The sequence below is a fragment of the Emcibacter sp. SYSU 3D8 genome (assembly GCF_039655875.1).
Classification (GTDB): Bacteria; Pseudomonadota; Alphaproteobacteria; order SMXS01; family SMXS01; genus RI-34.
Genome location: NZ_JBBYXK010000001.1, coordinates 671,737 through 689,295, shown reverse-complemented (window position 1 = coordinate 689,295; position 17,559 = coordinate 671,737). Strand labels below are relative to the sequence as shown.

The following is a 17,559-nucleotide window of genomic DNA, read 5'->3' as shown; positions in this document are numbered from 1 at the left end:
ACAAAGTCTCTCCCCGATGAATAATGGATAGCGTTCTTTACTTAACTTGCATAAAGCGGCCTGTCACCTCGCATGTCGCGCAATCGCCTCGTTGGTTGCGCGCCACTCCGGGACCGGACCGCCGAGGAGATCATAGAAGACCTTGGCATTCTGCGCCACGCGGTTGCGGACGTCCTCGATGATGTCCTCCACGCCGACGTCGGCCGGCTTCACGTTGCCGGTATACAGCACGCGGCGCAGCAGGTTCTCTACTGGCCTGGGAACGTAATTCTTGCCCTCCTTCCACAGCGCCGTGTTGCGCAGCCGGCGGACCAGCGGGTTTCGCGGCATGCCGACCAGATCAGGCATCTTGTAGTGCGTCGTGGCGGTGATCCTCGCCGCGGCCGGGTCGAGGCCGAGCCACTGAAACACCCCCGCCGCTTCGTCGACCGTGTTGTCCCTGAAACGCTCGGACACGACGATCCGGACATTCTCCGAGGGAAAGCATGCCAGATAGGGGGCGATCTGCCGGGCATAGTCGCTGGTTTCCACGTAGCGCGGGTCCTCGGCGAGGGCTTCCTTGAAGTCCCGCTGGTGCTGCCCCATCCGGCGCTCATGGAAAAAATGGCTGATGATGCGCCGCAGCGGATCCCTGACCATATAGATCAGCCGGGCGTCCGGATTGTAGCTGTGGATGCGATCGGCCACGCCTTCGACTTCAGGCACAAGAGTGTAAGACGTGCTCGACTCGCCAAGATACCGAGTGTCCTTCGTGACATCGAACAGCGACATATAGGCTGCCTCGTCCTGATACTCCTTCGGCAGGCGTGTGACTCTGGACAATGTCTCTGCGTCGATGAAATGAACGGGTTCCTTGAACCGCGACATGGCGATGGCGGGATGCGTGTCGAGCACCGTATGAGCGGCGTGGGTGCCGCCTTTCATGGCGCCGAGGATGAACAAATTGACGTGCAACGCAAATTTCTCCTGACGATATTTCGGCTCCGGTTCGAAGCAGGTTAGTGGCATGTCCCATGCAGACCAAGACGCAACCGTCGACCGGCCGGAAATGTTGGGCGGCAGCGTGTTCGCCGCGACATGAAGCAAGCCCGGCCGACGGCAGGCCGCGCACGTGACGGCCCATCCCCAATCTGCAGCGCACGGCCATCGAGGACGACCGGATCACGTGGGTCTGATCTTGCCTTCGGGCTTCACCCTGTTACCGTCCGGTACATGATTCGGGAGGCATGACATGAAACTGGGTATCGTCTTCATCAATACGGGTGCGCGGTCGGGGCAGTCGATCATTGACCTGTCACGCCGGGCCGAGGCCGCAGGGATCGAGTCCGTATGGACCGGCGAGCATGTGATCATCCCGCTCGAATACAGCTCGCCCTATCCCTACAACGACACCGGCAAGATGGGCGTGCCGCCGGAGACCGTCCTGGTCGATCCACTGATCACCCTGGCCGCCATCGCGGGCGTGACCAGCACGATCAGGCTGGGGACCGGCGTGAACATCCTGCCGCAGGCCAATCCGCTGCTGATGGCCAAGCAGGCTGCCGGACTTGACTTCATGTCGAACGGCCGCCTCATGCTGGGCCTGGGCATCGGCTGGCTGAAGGAAGAATACGACGCCATGGGCGTGCCGTTCGAGCGGCGCGGCGCCCGGTTCGACGACTATTTGCAGGCCATGCGCAAGGTGTGGTCGGGCGATGTGGTCGAGCACCAGAGCGAGTTCATCAACTGGCACAACTTCAAGTCCTATCCGCTGCCGGTGCAGTCGCCGCTCCCCGTGGTGATCGGCGGCGACAAGGGCAAGGCGTTCGAACGCATCGCCAAATATGGCAACGGCTGGTACACGCCGCGCCCGACGCTCGAGGAGGTGACGCGTGGCCGCGACGAGATCGCCAGCGCCTGCCGCGCCGTGGGCCGCGACCCCGCCGAGATCGAAATCACCGCCATGTGGCATATGCCGACCGGCCTAGACAATGTTCGCCGCTACCGCGATGCCGGCATCCACCGCATGCTGGTGCCGGCGTTTGGCGATCCCGAGCAGATCGTCGATGCAGTGGGCGAGGCGGTCGCCGCGCTGTAGCTACTTGCCGTCGTAATACTGGGCGAAGAAGTTCAGCTTGAGGTAGTCGACGATCTTGTCGTCCTCGTCGAGGATTTCCAGCATCACGTCGCTGTCGCCCTGGAAGCTGCCGTACAGGAACATGCCGTCGGCGGTGGAATAGGGCGTGTGGATACTGCCGGGCGGTTCGTAGGAGAACGTGCCCGGAAAGTGCAGTTCCTCGCCTTCGCGGTAGCCCCAGAGCCCGCCCAGCGTATAGGCGATGGCGAGGCAGCGGTGGTTGTGCTTGGCGAATTCGGCATGCGGGTCCTGCTTGAACAGGAAGTCCACCCGGTTGCGCGAGGTGTCGAGCGCCAACACCTTGATATAGTTTCCCTTCTGTCCTTCCACCTCGCGCCAGTCGACGAGGTTGGAATTGACGTTCTCGATGCTGCCGTAACGGGTGCGGGCGATCGTGTCGAGAATTCCGCGGTTCATGGTCATGCTCCTCCCCAAGAGTTCAGGGAGTGTGGACCTCTGCTCCGGCTCAGGTCAACGACTGCTCGTCCACCGGTTCGATCACCGGATAATCCGCATGCCAGCGATAGCGCTCGATCTGGTAGCGCAACTCGTCCTCGCTGATGGGCGCGGCAACGCCGTCCGCTTGCGCCTGCAGGCCCACGGCGACGGCGATCTCGATGCTGGTGCGCGGCAGGTCGTCAAGCGGCGGCAGCAGGTCGGCGCTTTCGTTGGACAGCGCCGGGCACTGGGCGGCGAGGGTGCGCGAGGCGGCCATCAGCATGCCATCGGTGACCCGCCGGGCCTGCGCCGAGATCACGCCGAGTCCAAGGCCCGGGAAGATGTAGGCGTTGTTGCATTGGGCGACGCGCAGGGAGCGGCCTTCGAAAGCCACGTCGGGGAAGGGGCTGCCGGTGGCGACCAGGGCGCGGCCCAGGGTCCAATGCACCAGCTCCTCGGGCCGTGCCTCGGCGCGGGAGGTGGGGTTCGACAGCGGCATGATCAGCGGGCGGGGCGTGTGCGACGCCATCTCGCGGACCACTTCCTCGGTGAACAGGCCCGGCTGCCCCGATACGCCGATCAGCGCGGTCGGGCGGGCATGGCGCATCACATCGAGGAGCGAGACGCGCGCGTGCGGGTCCAGCGGCCAGTCCGACAGGCGCGCCACGGGCTGGGCGAGAGGTTGCTGGAAATCCAGCAGGCCGGCGATGCCGGTGTGCAGCAGGCCGGGCCGGTCCACCATGAAGACGCGGGCGCGGGCGTCGGCATCGGACAGGCCATCGGCGCGCATGCCGGCGACGATCTGCTCGGCGATACCGCAGCCGGCGGAACCGGCGCCGACAACGGCGACAATCTGCTCGCGGAGATTCAGGCCCACCACATTGCCGGCGGCCATCAGGGTGCCCAGCGCCACGGCGGCGGTGCCCTGGATGTCGTCGTTGAACATGCACAGCTGGTCGCGGTACCGAGTGAGCAGCGGTACGGCATTCACCTGCGCGAAGTCCTCGAATTGCAGCAGCACGTTGGGCCAGCGCCGGCGCACGGCGGCGACGAAGGCATCGACGAACCGCAGATAGTCGTCGCCGCGGATGCGCTCGTGCTCCCAGCCCAGATAGAGCGGGTCCCTCAGCAGCTCCTGGTTGTCGGTGCCGGCGTCGAGGAAGATGGGCAGCGTCGCGTCAGGGTCGATGCCGCCGCAAGCGGTGTAGAGCGACAGCTTGCCGATGGGAATGCCCATGCCGCCGGCGCCCTGGTCGCCCACGCCCAGCACCCGCTCGCCATCGGTTGCGACGATGACGTCGACCTGTTCGGCGCCCCAGTTGGCCAGAATCTCCTCGATGCGGTCGCGCTCCGGATAGGCGATGAACAGGCCGCGCGGCCGGCGGTAGATGTCGCTGAAGCGCTGGCAGGCCTCGGCAACGACCGGCGTGTAGATGACCGGCATCATCTCGCCCAGATGCGCCATCAGCAGGCGGTAGAACAGAGTCTCGTTGCGGTCCTGCAGGGCGCGCAGATAGATGTGCCGGCCGATATCCGACCCGGTAGCGTGGAACGCCTCGTAGGTGCGGGCGAGCTGCTCCTCCGGTGTCGTCACATGGGGCGGCAAAAGTCCCACCAGCCCCAGCTTTTCACGCTCCTGCAGGGTGAAGGCGGTGCCCTTGTTAAGGAGCGGCTGGCTGAGCAGTTCGGTGCCGCGCAGACTGGTCTGATAGATATGGCCGCGATGTCGGGTGTGCATGCGCGCTTCCGGATAGAGGATGGCAACGTCAACCTAGAAGGTGGCGATGACGGTCCCGTTACACGCCCAGCATAGAGCGATCACGTGGCGTCCGGCCAATACGGCGCACGCAGGGCACGTTTGATAATCTTGCCGAGCGCGTTGCGCGGGAACTCGCCGCGCGCTTCGACAGCGGCCAGACGCTGCGGTTTGGCGAGGCGCTGGTTGGCCCATTCGCGGATCGCCCCGCAGTCCAGCGCGGCGCCGGACTTGCCGATTACCAGCGCCAGCGGCGTCTCGCCCCACTTGTCGTGTGGAATGCCGATCACGGTCACGTCCGACACATCCGGATGGCCGCCGACCACCTGCTCGATGTCAGCGGGAAAGACGTTGAACCCGCCGGAGATGATCATGTCCTTCTTGCGGTCGAGGATGTAGAGGAACCCGTCTTCGTCGAACCGTCCGATGTCGCCGGACCTGATCCATACCCGGTCCATGCCGTCCGTCCAGACGAGGTCCGCCGTGGCGTCCGGGCGCTTGTGATAGCCGGCCATCACGCCGCCGCCGCGCGCGACGATCTCGCCGGTCTCGCCGAAGGGCAGCTCGTTGCCGTCGCCGTCGATGATGGCGATGTCGAAACCGATCACCGGCGTGCCGACCGAACCCCACTTCGTCTCGGCATCCTCGGGCTTGATCATGGTCGCCGCGCCTTCGGAATAGCCGTACAGCTCGTGAATGCCGCGACCCATGCGGGCGATAACCTGCTTCTTGGTGTCGACCCGCAGCGGCGAGCCGGCCGACAGCATCACGTCAAGGCTAGACAGGTCGGCGCCGTCGAGCGCCGGGTGTTCAAGCGTCACGATATATTGGGTCGGCACCATGAAGGTGTGGGTGATCCGCTCGCGCCCGACCGTTTCGAGGAAGGCCTGCGGCGAGAACGACGGCAGGATGTGCAGCGTGCCGCCGGCGAACAGGACGGGCAGTGCCATCAGCCAGGTGCCGTTGGAATAGAGTGCAGTGGTCACGAGGGCGCGACTGCGGCGCGAGAAGCGCATCTCGATGGCGTTCGACCAGGCGAAATGCAGCCTTGCCGCGTGGCTCATGACGATGCCCTTGGGCAGGCCGGTGGTGCCCGAGGAATAGATGATGTTCACCTCGTCGTCGGCGCTGTAGACCGCGTCCGGCTCGGCGGTGTCCTGTAGGGCCAGCCAGCCGGCAAGGCCGCGCCAGCCATCGGCCTCGAAGCCATGGGCGAAGAAGCCGTTGCGGCGGATGCGCTGGAGGCGGTCCATCACCGGCTCGATCAGCGGCCTTGTATGTGCGTCGGCGAACAGCGCCTGCGCGCCGGAATCCTCGATCATGCCAAGGATCTGTTCTGATGACAGCATGGCCGATACGGGCACCACGCAGGCGCCGGACTTGATGATGCCGTAGAGCACGGCAGCCATCTCGGCGGAATTGGACATCACCACGGCGACCTTGTCGCCCTGTCCCGCGCCAAGATCCAGAAGGCCGTTGGCGACCCGGTTCATGGTCTCGTTGAACTGGCGCCAGGTCCAGCGCACCGGCCCGCAGACGATCGCCTCGCGCATCGGGAAATGCCGCGCGTGGTTGGCCCACACATGGGGCAGGAAGGCGCTGGGCGCGTCGAGAATTTGCCGCATGGTCGCTCCCCGAAACCGGCTATGATGGCGAGGCAACCACAACGGGGACCGCCGGACAAGCATGTCGAACCGCCAACAGCGCAGGATGCAGGAAAAGTCGCTTCGCAAGCAGCCGGGCAATGCTCAGCAGCCGGTCGTCACCGCGGCGAATGCCGCCTCGGCGTTCCAGGCGGCGGTGCAATATCACCGGACCAGCCGGTTCCGTGAGGCCGAGTCCCTCTATCGCCAGCTGCTGGCGCTGGATGCCGGCCACGTTGGCGCGCTCAGCGGCCTGGGCATGATCGAGTTTCAGGCGGGACGTTACGAGGCAGCCCTCGACATGGTGCAGCGCGCCATCGCACTGGGTGCGGCCGAACCCGGATTTTTCATGAATCTGGGAGCCGTCTGCGTGAAACTGGGGCGGCCTGACGAGGCGGTGACCGCGTTCCGCGAGGCCATCGCCCGCGACCCGCGCTATGGCGACCCCTATTACGATCTGGGCAATCTCTATCTGGCCCAGGGCAAGGCGGGCGATGCGGTCGCCGTGTTCGATGCCTGCATGGCGGCGCGGGGCAGGGACTATCACGCGCTCGCCTATCAGGCCCATGCGCTGGCCGAAGCCGGACGGAACGACGAGGCCGGGCGGCTGCTCGATTTCGACACTTATGTGAAGACCTTTGCCTTCGAGCCGCCGGACGGCTTCGCCGACATGGCCTCGTTCAACAAGGCGCTCGGCCGCTACATCAAGACCCACCCGACGCTGCAGGGGAACGTCATGTCGACCGAGAACGGCCGGCATACGGGCGAGCTGATCAAGCCGCCGCTGGGCCCCATGGAGGGCATGGTGGCGCGCATCGACGAGGCCGTGCGCTGGTACAAGTCGCAGCTTCCAGGCGACCCGACCCATCCCGCGGTGCGCTGGGCGCCCGAGCGCTGGCGGCTTACCGCCTGGGGCGTGGTCATGCACGACAAGGGACACGAGCGGCCGCACATCCATCCCAACGGCTGGCTCAGCGGCGTGTTCTACCTGCATCTGCCGGCGGTGGTCGCCGAGCCGGCGCGGCGTCCCGAGGGCTGGCTGGAATTCGGCAGGCCAACGGCCCATCTGAATGTCTCGGGTGGCTACGATATCCGGCAGTACCAGCCGGCCTATGGCCAGATGTTCCTGTTTCCGTCCTATTTCTATCATGGGACCGTGCCGTTTCGCAGCGACGAGCGCCGGATCTGCGTGGCGTTCGACGTGGAGCCGGTGGCCTAGCGGCTACGTGGCGGCCAGGTGCCGCCTGCGTTGGGCGTCAGTTCAGTGCGGCCGAGGCAACAACGCTTTCCAGCGGCGCGGCGTGTCCCAGCGGGCCATTTCCGGACCGCACCGTCAGCCGCAGGCCGCCGTGCTGCAGCGCCGCCGCCAGAGCCCTGAGCGGCGCGCTTGCCGCGCGGGCGCCTTCCGGCGTCAGGAACCGGCGCAGCAGAAACGCCACATCGACCTTCCTCTCGGCCTGGGCCAGGGCAATGGCATCGATCAGCAGCAATTCGTCCGTGCTGACGGCCGCGCAGCAGGGCGCGTGCACGGCGATGCGCCGCGCCGCGCCGGCGGTGATGGCCCGCATCAGCAAATCCAGGTGAGCAACCGCGCTATCGGTACTGGTGCGCGCATAGGCGTTTTCCAGCAAGGCGAGTGCGCTGGGCGAACCCTTGTGACCCATCACCCATTTCCGGACCGACCACAGAACCAGCTGGTCGGCAAAAGTATGGGTTTCAGTGTCGAAAACATGGGTGATCGGTTCGGCGGTGGTATCGCGATTCATGAGGCACCTCGCTTCGGTTCGGATATGAAGCTTAATTAATAATGACTCGCAATAGCAAACAAAAATACTCACCCTGTGCTCCCGCCGGCCCGGCTGGCGTGAATCCATTACCCAATGCGCTTCCGACCAGGCGGTATGTCCGCTACTATCCTCAGGGAGCGCATGAAAACTTGAGGGGAAAGCCCATGAAATTTGCCGTTCGGTCCGCGCTGGTCGCGGGTGTCCTGTCCATTGCCGTCCTGCCCAATGCCTTCGCCGAGGACAAGGCCGAGGATGCGGTGAAGTACCGTGAGGCACTGATGGAGGTGGTCGGCGGACACACCCAGTCATTCTTTGCCCTGCTGCAGGGCAAGGTCAGCCATCCGGAAGATCTGGCATGGCATGCGGACTCCCTTGCCGAGGCATCGAAGCGGGTGAAGGGAGCGTTCGTCCAGAATACCGCAGGCTCGGGCGCCAAGACCGAAGCCAAGGACGGCATCTGGGCGGCCGGCTCGGAATTCACCAAGCTGGCCGGCGATTTCGAAACCGCGGCGGCAAACCTGTCGGCGGCGGTCAAATCCAAGGATCAGGCGGCCATCGGCGCGGCGGCCAAGGCTTTGGGCGGCGCCTGCAAGGGGTGCCACGACAAGTTCAAGGAAGACTGATCAGGGCAGCCACGCCAGCACGGCGGCAACCGCGCCGCCGGTGACGGCCAGGATCACAAGAGCCATCCACAGGGGCCGGAACCGCAGGGTTTCGGCCCCTTCCACATTGTCGCGGCCGGTAATCATGGCGCCGATCAGGTTCTGGCGCTTGACGATCAGGTAGTACAGCACGGCGGCGATGTGGATGAAGAACAGGATCATGAACAGCTCCCAGGCGTCGTGATGCCAGTGGGCGAAGTCGTCGGCGAGATCCTCGCCGGCCAGGTCGCTCAATGGTCCGGCAGGGCCTGCGCCCATCAGGTCGGCGTCGGCCGCAAACAGGCCCAGAAGCGGCATCACCAGCAGAAAGCCCAGCATGAGCACCACCGACAGGGCGCCGAGCGCGTTGTGTCCGGGTGCATGGGACGGATTGCGTGAGAGCAGGGTCCGCAGCTGTCCCAGAATGGCGCGCGGCCCCTTGAGGAAGTGGCTGAACCGCGCGGTGGTGCTGCCGGCGAAGCCCCAGATGATACGAAACAGCACCAGCGCCAGGATCGAGCTGCCGCTCCAGATATGCAGGTCGAGCGGATCCAAGCCGCCGGCCACGACCGATTTGTCGAGGTTCTCGCCGGTCCACCACTGGACTGCCACCAGCAGGATGATCAGCACATGGAACAGGCGTATGGGAAGGTCCCAGACCTTGGCTTTCATGGGGGCTCCTCAGGCGTTGGTCAGTGAACGGTTCACGGCCCGCGTCCAGCCGTCCAGCATCCGCTCGCGTGTGCCGGCATCCATGACTGGCTCGAAGCGTGCCTGCCGCTGCCACAGGCTCACGACCTCTTCCCGTGAGGAAATCAGCCCATGGCCCAGCGCGGCGAGCAAGGCAGCGCCAAGCGCCGTGGATTCGGTGGTCCGGGGACGCTCGACCGGCGCGCCGACGATGTCGCTCAGGAATTGCAGCAGCCAGTCGTTGGTGGCCATGCCGCCGTCGACCCGGATGGCGGCGACAGTGCCGGGATAGTCCGCCCGCATGGCCGTCAGCAGATCGTGGGTCTGGTAGCAGGCGGCCTCCAACGCAGCGCGCGCCATGTGCGCCCGGCCGGTATTGCGCGTCAGTCCGGTGATCAGGCCGCGGGCGTCCGGGTCCCACCAGGGTGCGCCAAGCCCGGTGAAGGCGGGCACCATGTAGACGCCCTCGTTATCCTCAAGCGAGCGGGCAAGCACGGCGCTTTCCGACGATGATTCGATGATGCCCAGGCCGTCGCGCAGCCACTGGATGGCCGCGCCGGCAATGAAGATGCTGCCTTCCAGCGCATAGGTCACCGCGCCGTCCAGCCGGTAGGCCACGGTGGTGAGCAATCGGTTGTGCGACCGTATCGCCTGCTTGCCCGTGTTGAGCAGGGCGAAGCAGCCGGTGCCATAGGTGCTCTTGATCATGCCGGGATGCAGGCAGGCCTGTCCGACAGTTGCCGCCTGCTGATCGCCGGCCATGCCGCAGATGGGGAGTGTGCCGCCCAGCAGCGTGGTCTCACCCAGCGCGCCGGCGCAGTCGGTGACTTCGGGCAGCAGGGCGCGGGGCACGTCCAGCAGGGCGAGCAGATCGTCATCCCATTGCTGGGTGTGGATGTTGAACAGCAGGCTGCGCGATGCGTTGGTTGCGTCGGTGCCGTGCCGCCCGCCGGTCAGCCGCCACAGCAGGAACGAGTCGATGGTGCCAAAGGCCAGTTCGCCGGCTTCGGCGGCGGCGCGTGCGCCGGGCACGTTCTCGAGCAGCCAGGCGATCTTGGTGCCGGAAAAGTACGGATCGAGCAGCAAACCGGTGCGTTCGGCGAACAGGGATTCGTGCCCGCCGTCGCGCAGCGCCTTGCACAGCGGCGCGGTGCGCCGGTCCTGCCAGACGATGGCGCGGTGGATCGGCTTGCCGGTTATCCGGTCCCAGACGATCGTGGTCTCGCGCTGGTTGGTGATGCCGATGCAGACCGCGGTGAAACCCCTGGCCGACGCCTCGGCAAGCGCCTGGCGGCACATGGCCAGAGTATCGTCCCAGATTTCCTCGGCATCGTGCTCCACCCAGCCGTCCGCTGGATAGTGCTGGGTCAGCTCCTTCTGCGCCGTGGCGATCACGTTGCCGGCAAGGTCGAACACCAGCGCGCGGCTGCTGGTGGTCCCCTGATCGATAGCCAGTATGGCAGTCCCCGTCGTCATGCTACGACTATGCAATGGACGGGGAACAAAGCCAATCAGTTGACCCGGTGGCGGTGGACCTGCTGGTGGTCGGAGGCGGCATCAACGGCGCGGGAATCGCCCGTGACGCCGCCGGTCGCGGCTTGAAGGTCATGCTGATCGAGCGCGGCGATTTGGCCGGCGCTACCTCATCCGCAAGCTCCAAGCTGATCCATGGCGGACTGCGGTACCTGGAACACTACGAGTTCAGCCTGGTGCGCAAGGCGCTGGCCGAACGCGAGGTGCTGCTGGCGGCCGCGCCGCACCTTGTCGCGCCGCTGGAATTCGTCCTGCCGCAGGGGACCGGTTCGCGCCCGGGCTGGATGCTGCGGATCGGCCTGTTCCTCTACGATCACCTGGGCGGCCGCAAGCGCTTGCCCCGATCGCGGGGGATCGACCTGCGCAAACATCCGGCGGGCCGGCCGCTCAAGGACCGGTACCGTCACGGCTTCACCTATGCGGATTGCTGGACCGACGATGCGCGCATGGTCGTGGTCAACGCCATGGATGCAGCCAGATTCGGCACCACGGTGCGCACCCGTACCGAACTCGTCCGTGCCAGGCGCGATGGCGGCGCCTGGAGCGCGGCGATTCGCGATGTCCACACCGGCCGGGAGGAAAGCGTCTCGGCCCGGATTCTGGTCAACGCTGCCGGTCCATGGGCCGCCGACCTGATCGAACATCGGCTTGGCATGGGTGGCGGCAAGCGGCTGCGGCTGGTCAAGGGCAGCCATGTTGTGGTGCCGCGCCCGGACGGCGCGGACGACGCCTATCTGTTGCAGAACGACGATGGCAGGGTGGTTTTCGTGTTGCCATTCCTCGACCGCTTCTCGCTGATCGGCACCACCGAAGTGGAACTCGACGCCATGCCCGACGAGGTGGCGATCACGCCGGACGAGGCCGGGTATCTCTGCGGCGTGGTGAACCGATATTTCAGCAGGCCGATCGCGCCGTCGGATGTGGTCTGGTCGTTCGCCGGCGTCAGGCCGCTGGTCGATGACGCCGACGACGACCCGTCATCGGTCACCCGCGATTTCCTGATCGCCCTCGATGCGCCGGCAGGGACGGCGCCGCTGCTGTCGGTGCTGGGCGGCAAGATCACCACCTACCGTGTGCTGGCCGAGGCGGCGATGTCGGAGCTGTCGCCGTTCCTGCCTGGTCTGCCGGGGCCGTGGACGAAGGGCGTCCCGCTGCCGGGGGGCGACATCCCGCGGGCCGATGTGGCGGCCTATCTGGCCGAGGTGCTGCAGGATGTACCGTGGCTGCCGCCCGACGTGACGCGGCGGCTGGTGCATACCTATGGCAGCCGAGTCCAGATGTTGCTTGGCACCGCCCGGTCGCTGGCCGACATGGGCCAGCATTTCGGTGATGGTGTATATGAGGCGGAAATCAGCTATCTCTTGCAATATGAATGGCTTGAGACGGTGGACGATTTCCTGTGGCGGCGCACCAAGCTGGGCCTCGCCGCCTCGGACGCCACTGTCGGCAGGCTGCGGCAACGGCTGGGTAACGCACGATGACATGGGTGGCGGTAGCACTCCTGACCATACTGGCGATCGCGGTGCCGGCCGCCGGCTCGAGCGCCGAGCCGGCCCCTGTCCCGCCGCCGGAGCACCAGGACCGCACGATCCGCATCGCAGGCCAGTCGCCGGACCCGGCCTATGGCTACGACCGGGAGCATCCCATCCTGCTGGGCGGCATGGCCGAACGTGACTTCGACCGCCGCGCCGAGACCTATTTCAGCCTGTTGTTCGCCGCCGATGGCCAGCCGCTCAAGGTGTTGCTCAACGAAACCTGCTGCCGCTACCGTGCGCCGGACAGCGGAGAGACGCTGTCCCTCCAGGTGATCGAGGCCGGGGCGGACGGCAAGCGGCCGTTCCGGTTCTATGTCAACGGATTCAAAAGCGGGGCGCTGTATGCGCCGCGCGGCCTGCTGGCGACCCGCAGCGAGGAGAACGCAGAGATGGTGCGGGGCGCGCTCGACAATCTGCGCGCCGGGTTCACCGATGGAGCGATGCAGGCGCTGCGTCCCCTGGCGCAGGCGGGTGACGCCCTGGCGCAGTACCAGATGGGCCGTGTACTCGCCGACCGGAAAGATTTCGAGGGGGCCTATGGCTGGTTCCTGAAGGCGGCGAACAATGGCCATTCGGTGTCGCAGGCTGCCGTCGCGGCCATGCTGGAGACCGGAAACGGTGTTGCCGCCGACAAACAGGCCGCGCTGAAATGGCGGCGCCAGGCCGCGGCCAACGGCCACACCGGCTCGCTCATGGCGTTCGCCCTTTCAGACCTGTCCGGCAAGTCCGATATGGCGGCGATGGCGCGCGCCGCGTCCATGCTGCACCGTGCCGCCGAACTTGGCGATCCCGCCGCCCAGGCCGCCTACGGTCTCATGCTGGTTCAGGGCCGGGGTGTCCCGCGGGACAATTTCCAGGGTCTGGTGTGGCTGCTGCTTGCGCGCCAGGCCGGAGACGCCAACGCGAAGGCTGCCTATGTGTCGCTGGCCGCCAGCCAGACCGCGCAGACCATCGCGCGGGTGGAGCAGACCGCCAGCGAGTGGTCGAACCGGCGTTCGCCGCCGCCGGCGGCCGCCGTCCCGGACAAGTAGTCCCGCTCAGGACTTGAACACCACCGTCTTGCTGCCGTTGTCGAGGATGCGGTGCTCGGCGTGCCAGCGGACGGCCCGGTTCAGCACCACGCTTTCGATGTCGCGGCCGATGCGGACCATGTCCTCGGGTGTCTGGACGTGGTCGATGCGCTCGACCGATTGCTCGATGATCGGACCTTCGTCGAGGGCAGGGGTCACGTAATGGGCGGTGGCGCCGATGATCTTGACGCCGCGGGCATGGGCCTGGTGATAGGGCCTGGCGCCCTTGAAGCTGGGCAGGAACGAGTGGTGGATGTTGATCGCCTTCCATTGCAGCGCCCGGCACATATCGTCGGACAGGATCTGCATGTAGCGGGCAAGCACGACCAGGTCGATCTCCAGCGAGCCGACCAGTTCGCGAATCCGTTCCTCCTGCCGCGCCTTGGAATCCGGGTTCACCGGCAGGTACTGGTAGGGGATGCCGTGCCACTCGACCAGAGACCGCATGTCTTCGTGGTTCGAGACCACGGCGCAGATATCGATGGGCAGGCTGCCATTGCGCCAGTCGTGCAGCAGATTGTTCAGGCAGTGGCCGAACTTGCTGACCAGCACCATCACCCGGCATTTCTGCGCGGCGGGGACGATCCGGAAATCCATGGAGAAGCGGTCCGAGACCGCGAGGAATTCCTGCTGCAGCTTTTCCCGCTTGGGAAGCCGGGGACTGCCCGCATGGAACACGGTGCGCAGGAACGAGCGCTTCGACACCGGGTCGGCATAATGCGACAACTCGGTGAGGAAGCCGTCGCGCTCGGCCAGGAAGCCGGTGACGGCAGCAACGATACCGGTGCGGTCGGGGCAGGTCAGCGTCAGCACAAAGCTGTCTTCTAGGCCGTTCATCATGTTCTCGTTGGAATCTGTTGGGGCTCGTCTAGGCGCTCAGTTCGGCGGCCCTGTCCTTTAGCCACATCCAGAGGTCCATCGCAAGCGAGCGATCGACGATCAGCTCGTAGGTGCCCTGTTCGCCTGCCGCATGAATCAGCACGTCGATGGCCGCGATCTGGGTGGCGGCGAAGCGGCCCTGTCCGAAAGCGCGCCGGTGCAGGTCCTGCTCGCAACCCCTGACCAGCAGGTCGTAGGCCAACTTGCCCGACAGCTGGATGGATACGTATCCGTCGGAGACGTCGTTGACCGCAGCGGCCATGCCGGCCGACGTGCGGATCAGCCGCTCGCCCAGCCCGTAGCCTTTCTCGTAGCAGACCAGCCAGCGGTTGGGGGCGATCCGGTAACAGCACGGATCGTCGCCGGTCACGGCGTCGGCGGCCTCGGGAAGCGGTACGCCAAGGGCGGTGGCGATGCCGCGAGCGACCTCGGGCGACCCGTTGGTGACCACCAGCAATTTGTGGCGTGACGGATTCTCGCGCACCAGCAGGCCGTTGCGCTGAATGCGTGCGGCGACGTTGTCCTTGGCTTCGTCGCGCAATGGGGAGCCGGCGACAATGTCAGGCAAAGCGGCGTCTCCCGCTGGGGTCGAAAACCGGCGGCTTGACGATACGCGCGGGTGCGCTGCCGGTGCGTGACGACACGCGGACCGTGTCGCCCAGCCGCTGGTGGCCGTTGACCACCAGCGCCAGGGTCACCGGCTGTCCGACCGCATCGCTGTCGAAACTCACGATGATGCGGCCCTGCCGGTGATCGGTGCTGCCGTCGAGCGGCACGATGGCGCCCGACTGCGGCAGCACGATCGCCGCATCCTCGCTGCGCAGCGCAACCAGCTGGGCCCGGTCCTGCGGTCCGCTGCGCGCCCGCGCCAGGGCGCTCTTGCCGACGAAATCCTGGTCTTTCAGACGGTACTTGCCGCCGGGATCCAGATCGAAGGGCGTCAGGCTGCGCGCCGCCACGCCCGGAATGTCGATGCGGCCCTTCTCGGCGGCCAGCCGGTGCATGGCCAGCTCGCCCACCGGCCGCAGGCCATAGCGCGCCCCGGTCATCACCAGGGTCTCCCACAGCGCGCGGCCGTAATTGGCCGGTACGCTGATCTCGAAAGACACCTCGCCGATATTGCCGGTACGCACGATGCGGACCGGCGCGCCCGCCAGCTTGCCCTCGCGCAGGGCAAGATACGGGAAGGCCGCCGTGGAGACGTCGATGTCACGGTCCAGCTCAAGCAGCACCTGGCGCGCCCGGGGGCCGGCCAGAACCAGTGTCGCCCAGGCCGAGGTCAGCGGCGAGACCACCACCGACAGCCCTTTCAGGTCGCTCGTCAGCCAGCTCTCGAACCAGTCGCATACCGGCCCGTCATTGCCGGCCGAGGTATGGACCAGGAACCGGTCGTAGTCCGTGCGGACCACGACGCCGTGATCGACCACCGTACCGCCGTCGTCGAGCATTCTGCCGTAGCGCGCGGTGCCGACGGGCAGGTCGGCCATTCTGGTGCAGAACAGATATTCGAGGAATTCGGGCGAATCCTCGCCGGCCACCTCGATCTTGCCAAGCAGCGACAGGTCGATGAGCCCCGCGGCATTGCGCGCGGCATGCATTTCGCGGGTCACCGCCTCTTCGGCCGTGACGCCCTCGACCGGGTAATAGGCCGGGCTGAGCCACCCGCCCGTGCGCCGGAACGCCGCGTCCCGGGCCGCATAGAGCGGATGGGCAGGCATCAGCCGCAGCGGCGGATCGGGCCGCTTGTCCACATTCATGGTGACGAAATCGAAGCTTACCACCGGCTTCGGCGGCGTCAGAACCGTGTCGGCGACGCCGCCAAGCCAGGTCTCGTCCGCGCCGCGCCCGGCAGCGGTATGGTCGCTGGTCGTCATGTCGCGGCGCCAGTCCACCCATTGCCGCGCCCGGTTGCTGAGGCCCGACTGCGGCACCTGCCACAGGCCCATGGCGGTGGTCGGCCCCGGCTGTGCATCGGTTGCCGGCACGGTGATGTCCTCGCCGCCGGTGAAGCCCGCATCGCGAGCCGCCGCGGCGCCCGCGTCGCGGCCCGATTCCAGCGCGAAGCCCAGCGCGCCATTGCCGCCGACGCTGCCGACCGTGCGGGTGATTGCGCCCAGTTCAGACGGTATCAGCGCTGCCACCGACGGATCATAGGTGACGTTGCCGCCGGCCTGGCGCAGCAGGTCGATGCGCGGATTCCAGCCACCCGAGGCGGCGACGAAGCGACAGTCGAACCGCCGCTTGTTGCCGTCCACCCGGCCGTCGCCCAGATGATTCACTTCCAGATAGTCCACATGGGTATCGCCGGCGATCTTGGTCACGACATGGCCGCCGAACAGGTTGATGCCCCGGTCGCACATGGCCGCGATCATCTCGGCGCGGATTTCGCGGCGGGCGTCGATCACCGTGTCGACCGGCAGCCCCTCGTCATACATCCGCGCAGCCAGCTCGAGCGTCCTGTCGTTGTTGCTGACGACGGCGATCGGCCCGTCGACGGGCAGCAGGGCGAATTGTCGGGAATATCCCAGCAGGGCGCTGGTCAGCATCACGCCGGGCGTGTCGTTGTCTGGGAATACGAACGGCCGCTCGATGGTGCCCGATGCAAGCACGATCTGCTTGGCCAGGACTTTCCAGACCTGCCACTGGCGGCCGCCGACGCCCGCGGCGTCGGGGATTTCGCGCAGGATGATCACGTGGCCGCGACCGTCGATGCCGGTGACGGTGCTGCGGGTGAAGATGCGAACGTCATCCAGGCCGCGCAGCGCCTGATCGGCCTCGGCCAGCCAGGCGTCGCTCGGCATTCCGTCGATGCTCGCCGTGCACCACTGCAGGCTGCCGCCCAGGGTGACGCCGTCGTCGGCCAGGATCACCCGCGCCCCGGCATATCCGGCTGTCAGCGCGGTCATCAGGCCGGCGGGGCCGCCACCCACGACCAGCACGTCGCAATGGGCAAAGCCGGACTCGGCCGAGAAATCGGGCCGCATCGGGGTGTGGACCGGATCGGTCGACGGCGGCTTGGGCTGGTCCCGGCGCAGCCGTTCCATCAGCGATGGTGGCGGCCAGGGCAACAGGCTTTCCGCCACCAGACCGTCATACAGGTCGACCTGGGTGGCGAGTACGGTGCGGCTGGCGCCATTCTCGATCAGTTTCAGGTAGGCGCCGGGATCCGAATAGCCGACGCCCATGATGCTGCGCGGGCGGTTGTGGCGGAGGCTGCGGCCGATGATCGCAATGTCATTGGCCAGCAGAGCCGACGCCAGCGTATCACCGGCGAAGCCGGTGCATGGTCTGCCGTTGAAAGTGAACGAGAGCGGACGAGCACGATCAATCCTGCCTCCCGTTTCACGTCGGCGCATCAATGCAGGCATCTATGCCCCTTGCCTGTAAAACCGGTGGTCTGGCACATTGTCGGCGGCTCGTCCGACCTGTTCTAGCAGGAATGACTCACGGGTGGCCACCCGTCGTGCGAGC

At 66.4% G+C, this 17,559-nt stretch carries 15 protein-coding genes; 5 read left to right on the top strand and 10 right to left on the bottom strand.

Features of this window, described 5'->3' with window-relative positions; translation table 11 throughout:
* Nucleotides 1–63 precede the first annotated feature (63 nt).
* Nucleotides 64–954 carry a sulfotransferase gene (locus WJU21_RS03345; RefSeq protein ID WP_346321958.1) on the bottom strand — a complete coding sequence of 297 codons (891 nt, stop codon included), beginning with the start codon at nt 952–954 and terminating at the stop codon, nt 64–66.
* 277 nt (nt 955–1,231) lie between these two features.
* Between WJU21_RS03345 and WJU21_RS03340 the strand changes: the two genes are divergently transcribed.
* Nucleotides 1,232–2,077 (top strand): LLM class F420-dependent oxidoreductase, encoded by an 846-nt coding sequence (locus tag WJU21_RS03340; RefSeq protein ID WP_346321957.1) that lies wholly within the window; start codon nt 1,232–1,234, stop codon nt 2,075–2,077.
* Here the strand turns inward: WJU21_RS03340 and WJU21_RS03335 are convergent, their stop codons facing one another.
* From WJU21_RS03335 to WJU21_RS03325, 3 genes are all read right to left on the bottom strand, one after another.
* The gene (locus WJU21_RS03335; RefSeq protein WP_346321956.1) at nt 2,078–2,533 is read right to left on the bottom strand and encodes a cupin domain-containing protein; all 456 of its coding nucleotides are present in this window, start codon (nt 2,531–2,533) and stop codon (nt 2,078–2,080) included.
* Nucleotides 2,534–2,582: 49 nt separating this feature from the next.
* Nucleotides 2,583–4,292, bottom strand: coding sequence for an NAD-dependent malic enzyme (locus tag WJU21_RS03330; protein ID WP_346321955.1), 1,710 nt, complete (start codon nt 4,290–4,292; stop codon nt 2,583–2,585).
* Nucleotides 4,293–4,372: 80 nt separating this feature from the next.
* Nucleotides 4,373–5,935 carry an AMP-binding protein gene (locus WJU21_RS03325; RefSeq protein ID WP_346321954.1) on the bottom strand — a complete coding sequence of 521 codons (1,563 nt, stop codon included), beginning with the start codon at nt 5,933–5,935 and terminating at the stop codon, nt 4,373–4,375.
* A gap of 61 nt (nt 5,936–5,996) precedes the next feature.
* On the opposite strand from WJU21_RS03325, the gene WJU21_RS03320 reads away from it, so the two are divergent.
* Entirely contained in the window at nt 5,997–7,172 is a 1,176-nt protein-coding gene (locus WJU21_RS03320; protein WP_346321953.1) for a putative 2OG-Fe(II) oxygenase, read from the top strand.
* A 37-nt stretch (nt 7,173–7,209) separates the two neighbouring features.
* Here the strand turns inward: WJU21_RS03320 and WJU21_RS03315 are convergent, their stop codons facing one another.
* Nucleotides 7,210–7,719, bottom strand: a complete 510-nt coding sequence (locus WJU21_RS03315; RefSeq protein WP_346321952.1) for a hypothetical protein — start codon at nt 7,717–7,719, stop codon at nt 7,210–7,212.
* A 185-nt stretch (nt 7,720–7,904) separates the two neighbouring features.
* Here WJU21_RS03315 and WJU21_RS03310 point away from each other — a divergent pair, with 185 nt between their 5' ends.
* Nucleotides 7,905–8,363, top strand: coding sequence for a cytochrome c (locus WJU21_RS03310; RefSeq protein ID WP_346321951.1), 459 nt, complete (start codon nt 7,905–7,907; stop codon nt 8,361–8,363).
* On the opposite strand, the gene WJU21_RS03305 is transcribed toward WJU21_RS03310, so the two are convergent.
* Nucleotides 8,364–9,053 carry a cytochrome b/b6 domain-containing protein gene (locus tag WJU21_RS03305; protein WP_346321950.1) on the bottom strand — a complete coding sequence of 230 codons (690 nt, stop codon included), beginning with the start codon at nt 9,051–9,053 and terminating at the stop codon, nt 8,364–8,366.
* 9 nt (nt 9,054–9,062) lie between these two features.
* Nucleotides 9,063–10,547, bottom strand: a complete 1,485-nt coding sequence (glpK, locus tag WJU21_RS03300) for a glycerol kinase GlpK (protein WP_346321949.1) — start codon at nt 10,545–10,547, stop codon at nt 9,063–9,065.
* A gap of 14 nt (nt 10,548–10,561) precedes the next feature.
* On the opposite strand from glpK, the gene glpD reads away from it, so the two are divergent.
* Together glpD and WJU21_RS03290 are read left to right on the top strand one after the other, a co-directional pair.
* The gene (gene glpD / locus WJU21_RS03295; protein ID WP_346321948.1) at nt 10,562–12,085 is read left to right on the top strand and encodes a glycerol-3-phosphate dehydrogenase; all 1,524 of its coding nucleotides are present in this window, start codon (nt 10,562–10,564) and stop codon (nt 12,083–12,085) included.
* Nucleotides 12,086–12,090: 5 nt separating this feature from the next.
* Nucleotides 12,091–13,170 carry a tetratricopeptide repeat protein gene (locus WJU21_RS03290; RefSeq protein ID WP_346321947.1) on the top strand — a complete coding sequence of 360 codons (1,080 nt, stop codon included), beginning with the start codon at nt 12,091–12,093 and terminating at the stop codon, nt 13,168–13,170.
* 6 nt (nt 13,171–13,176) lie between these two features.
* On the opposite strand, the gene purU is transcribed toward WJU21_RS03290, so the two are convergent.
* The 3 genes from purU to WJU21_RS03275 are packed head-to-tail and all read right to left on the bottom strand — an operon-like array spanning nt 13,177 to nt 17,456.
* Nucleotides 13,177–14,046 (bottom strand): formyltetrahydrofolate deformylase, encoded by an 870-nt coding sequence (gene purU / locus WJU21_RS03285; RefSeq protein WP_346321946.1) that lies wholly within the window; start codon nt 14,044–14,046, stop codon nt 13,177–13,179.
* Between the two features lie 31 nt (nt 14,047–14,077).
* Nucleotides 14,078–14,656 carry a sarcosine oxidase subunit gamma family protein gene (locus WJU21_RS03280; protein ID WP_346321945.1) on the bottom strand — a complete coding sequence of 193 codons (579 nt, stop codon included), beginning with the start codon at nt 14,654–14,656 and terminating at the stop codon, nt 14,078–14,080.
* Nucleotides 14,649–17,456, bottom strand: a complete 2,808-nt coding sequence (locus WJU21_RS03275; RefSeq protein WP_346321944.1) for a 2Fe-2S iron-sulfur cluster-binding protein — start codon at nt 17,454–17,456, stop codon at nt 14,649–14,651. The genes WJU21_RS03280 and WJU21_RS03275 overlap by 8 nt, the downstream gene beginning before the upstream one ends.
* Nucleotides 17,457–17,559 lie beyond the last annotated feature (103 nt).

Excerpts from the sequence above, each read along its gene's own strand:
- WJU21_RS03340 (WP_346321957.1), top strand. The coding sequence starts at position 1,232 with ATGAAACTGGGTATCGTCTTCATCAATACGGGTGCGCGGTCGGGGCAG.
- WJU21_RS03335 (WP_346321956.1), bottom strand. The coding sequence starts at position 2,533 with ATGAACCGCGGAATTCTCGACACGATCGCCCGCACCCGTTACGGCAGC.
- WJU21_RS03330 (WP_346321955.1), bottom strand. The coding sequence starts at position 4,292 with ATGCACACCCGACATCGCGGCCATATCTATCAGACCAGTCTGCGCGGC.
- WJU21_RS03325 (WP_346321954.1), bottom strand. The coding sequence starts at position 5,935 with ATGCGGCAAATTCTCGACGCGCCCAGCGCCTTCCTGCCCCATGTGTGG.
- WJU21_RS03320 (WP_346321953.1), top strand. The coding sequence starts at position 5,997 with ATGTCGAACCGCCAACAGCGCAGGATGCAGGAAAAGTCGCTTCGCAAG.
- WJU21_RS03315 (WP_346321952.1), bottom strand. The coding sequence starts at position 7,719 with ATGAATCGCGATACCACCGCCGAACCGATCACCCATGTTTTCGACACT.
- WJU21_RS03310 (WP_346321951.1), top strand. The coding sequence starts at position 7,905 with ATGAAATTTGCCGTTCGGTCCGCGCTGGTCGCGGGTGTCCTGTCCATT.
- WJU21_RS03305 (WP_346321950.1), bottom strand. The coding sequence starts at position 9,053 with ATGAAAGCCAAGGTCTGGGACCTTCCCATACGCCTGTTCCATGTGCTG.
- glpK (WP_346321949.1), bottom strand. The coding sequence starts at position 10,547 with ATGACGACGGGGACTGCCATACTGGCTATCGATCAGGGGACCACCAGC.
- glpD (WP_346321948.1), top strand. The coding sequence starts at position 10,562 with ATGGACGGGGAACAAAGCCAATCAGTTGACCCGGTGGCGGTGGACCTG.
- purU (WP_346321946.1), bottom strand. The coding sequence starts at position 14,046 with ATGAACGGCCTAGAAGACAGCTTTGTGCTGACGCTGACCTGCCCCGAC.
- WJU21_RS03275 (WP_346321944.1), bottom strand. The coding sequence starts at position 17,456 with ATGCCTGCATTGATGCGCCGACGTGAAACGGGAGGCAGGATTGATCGT.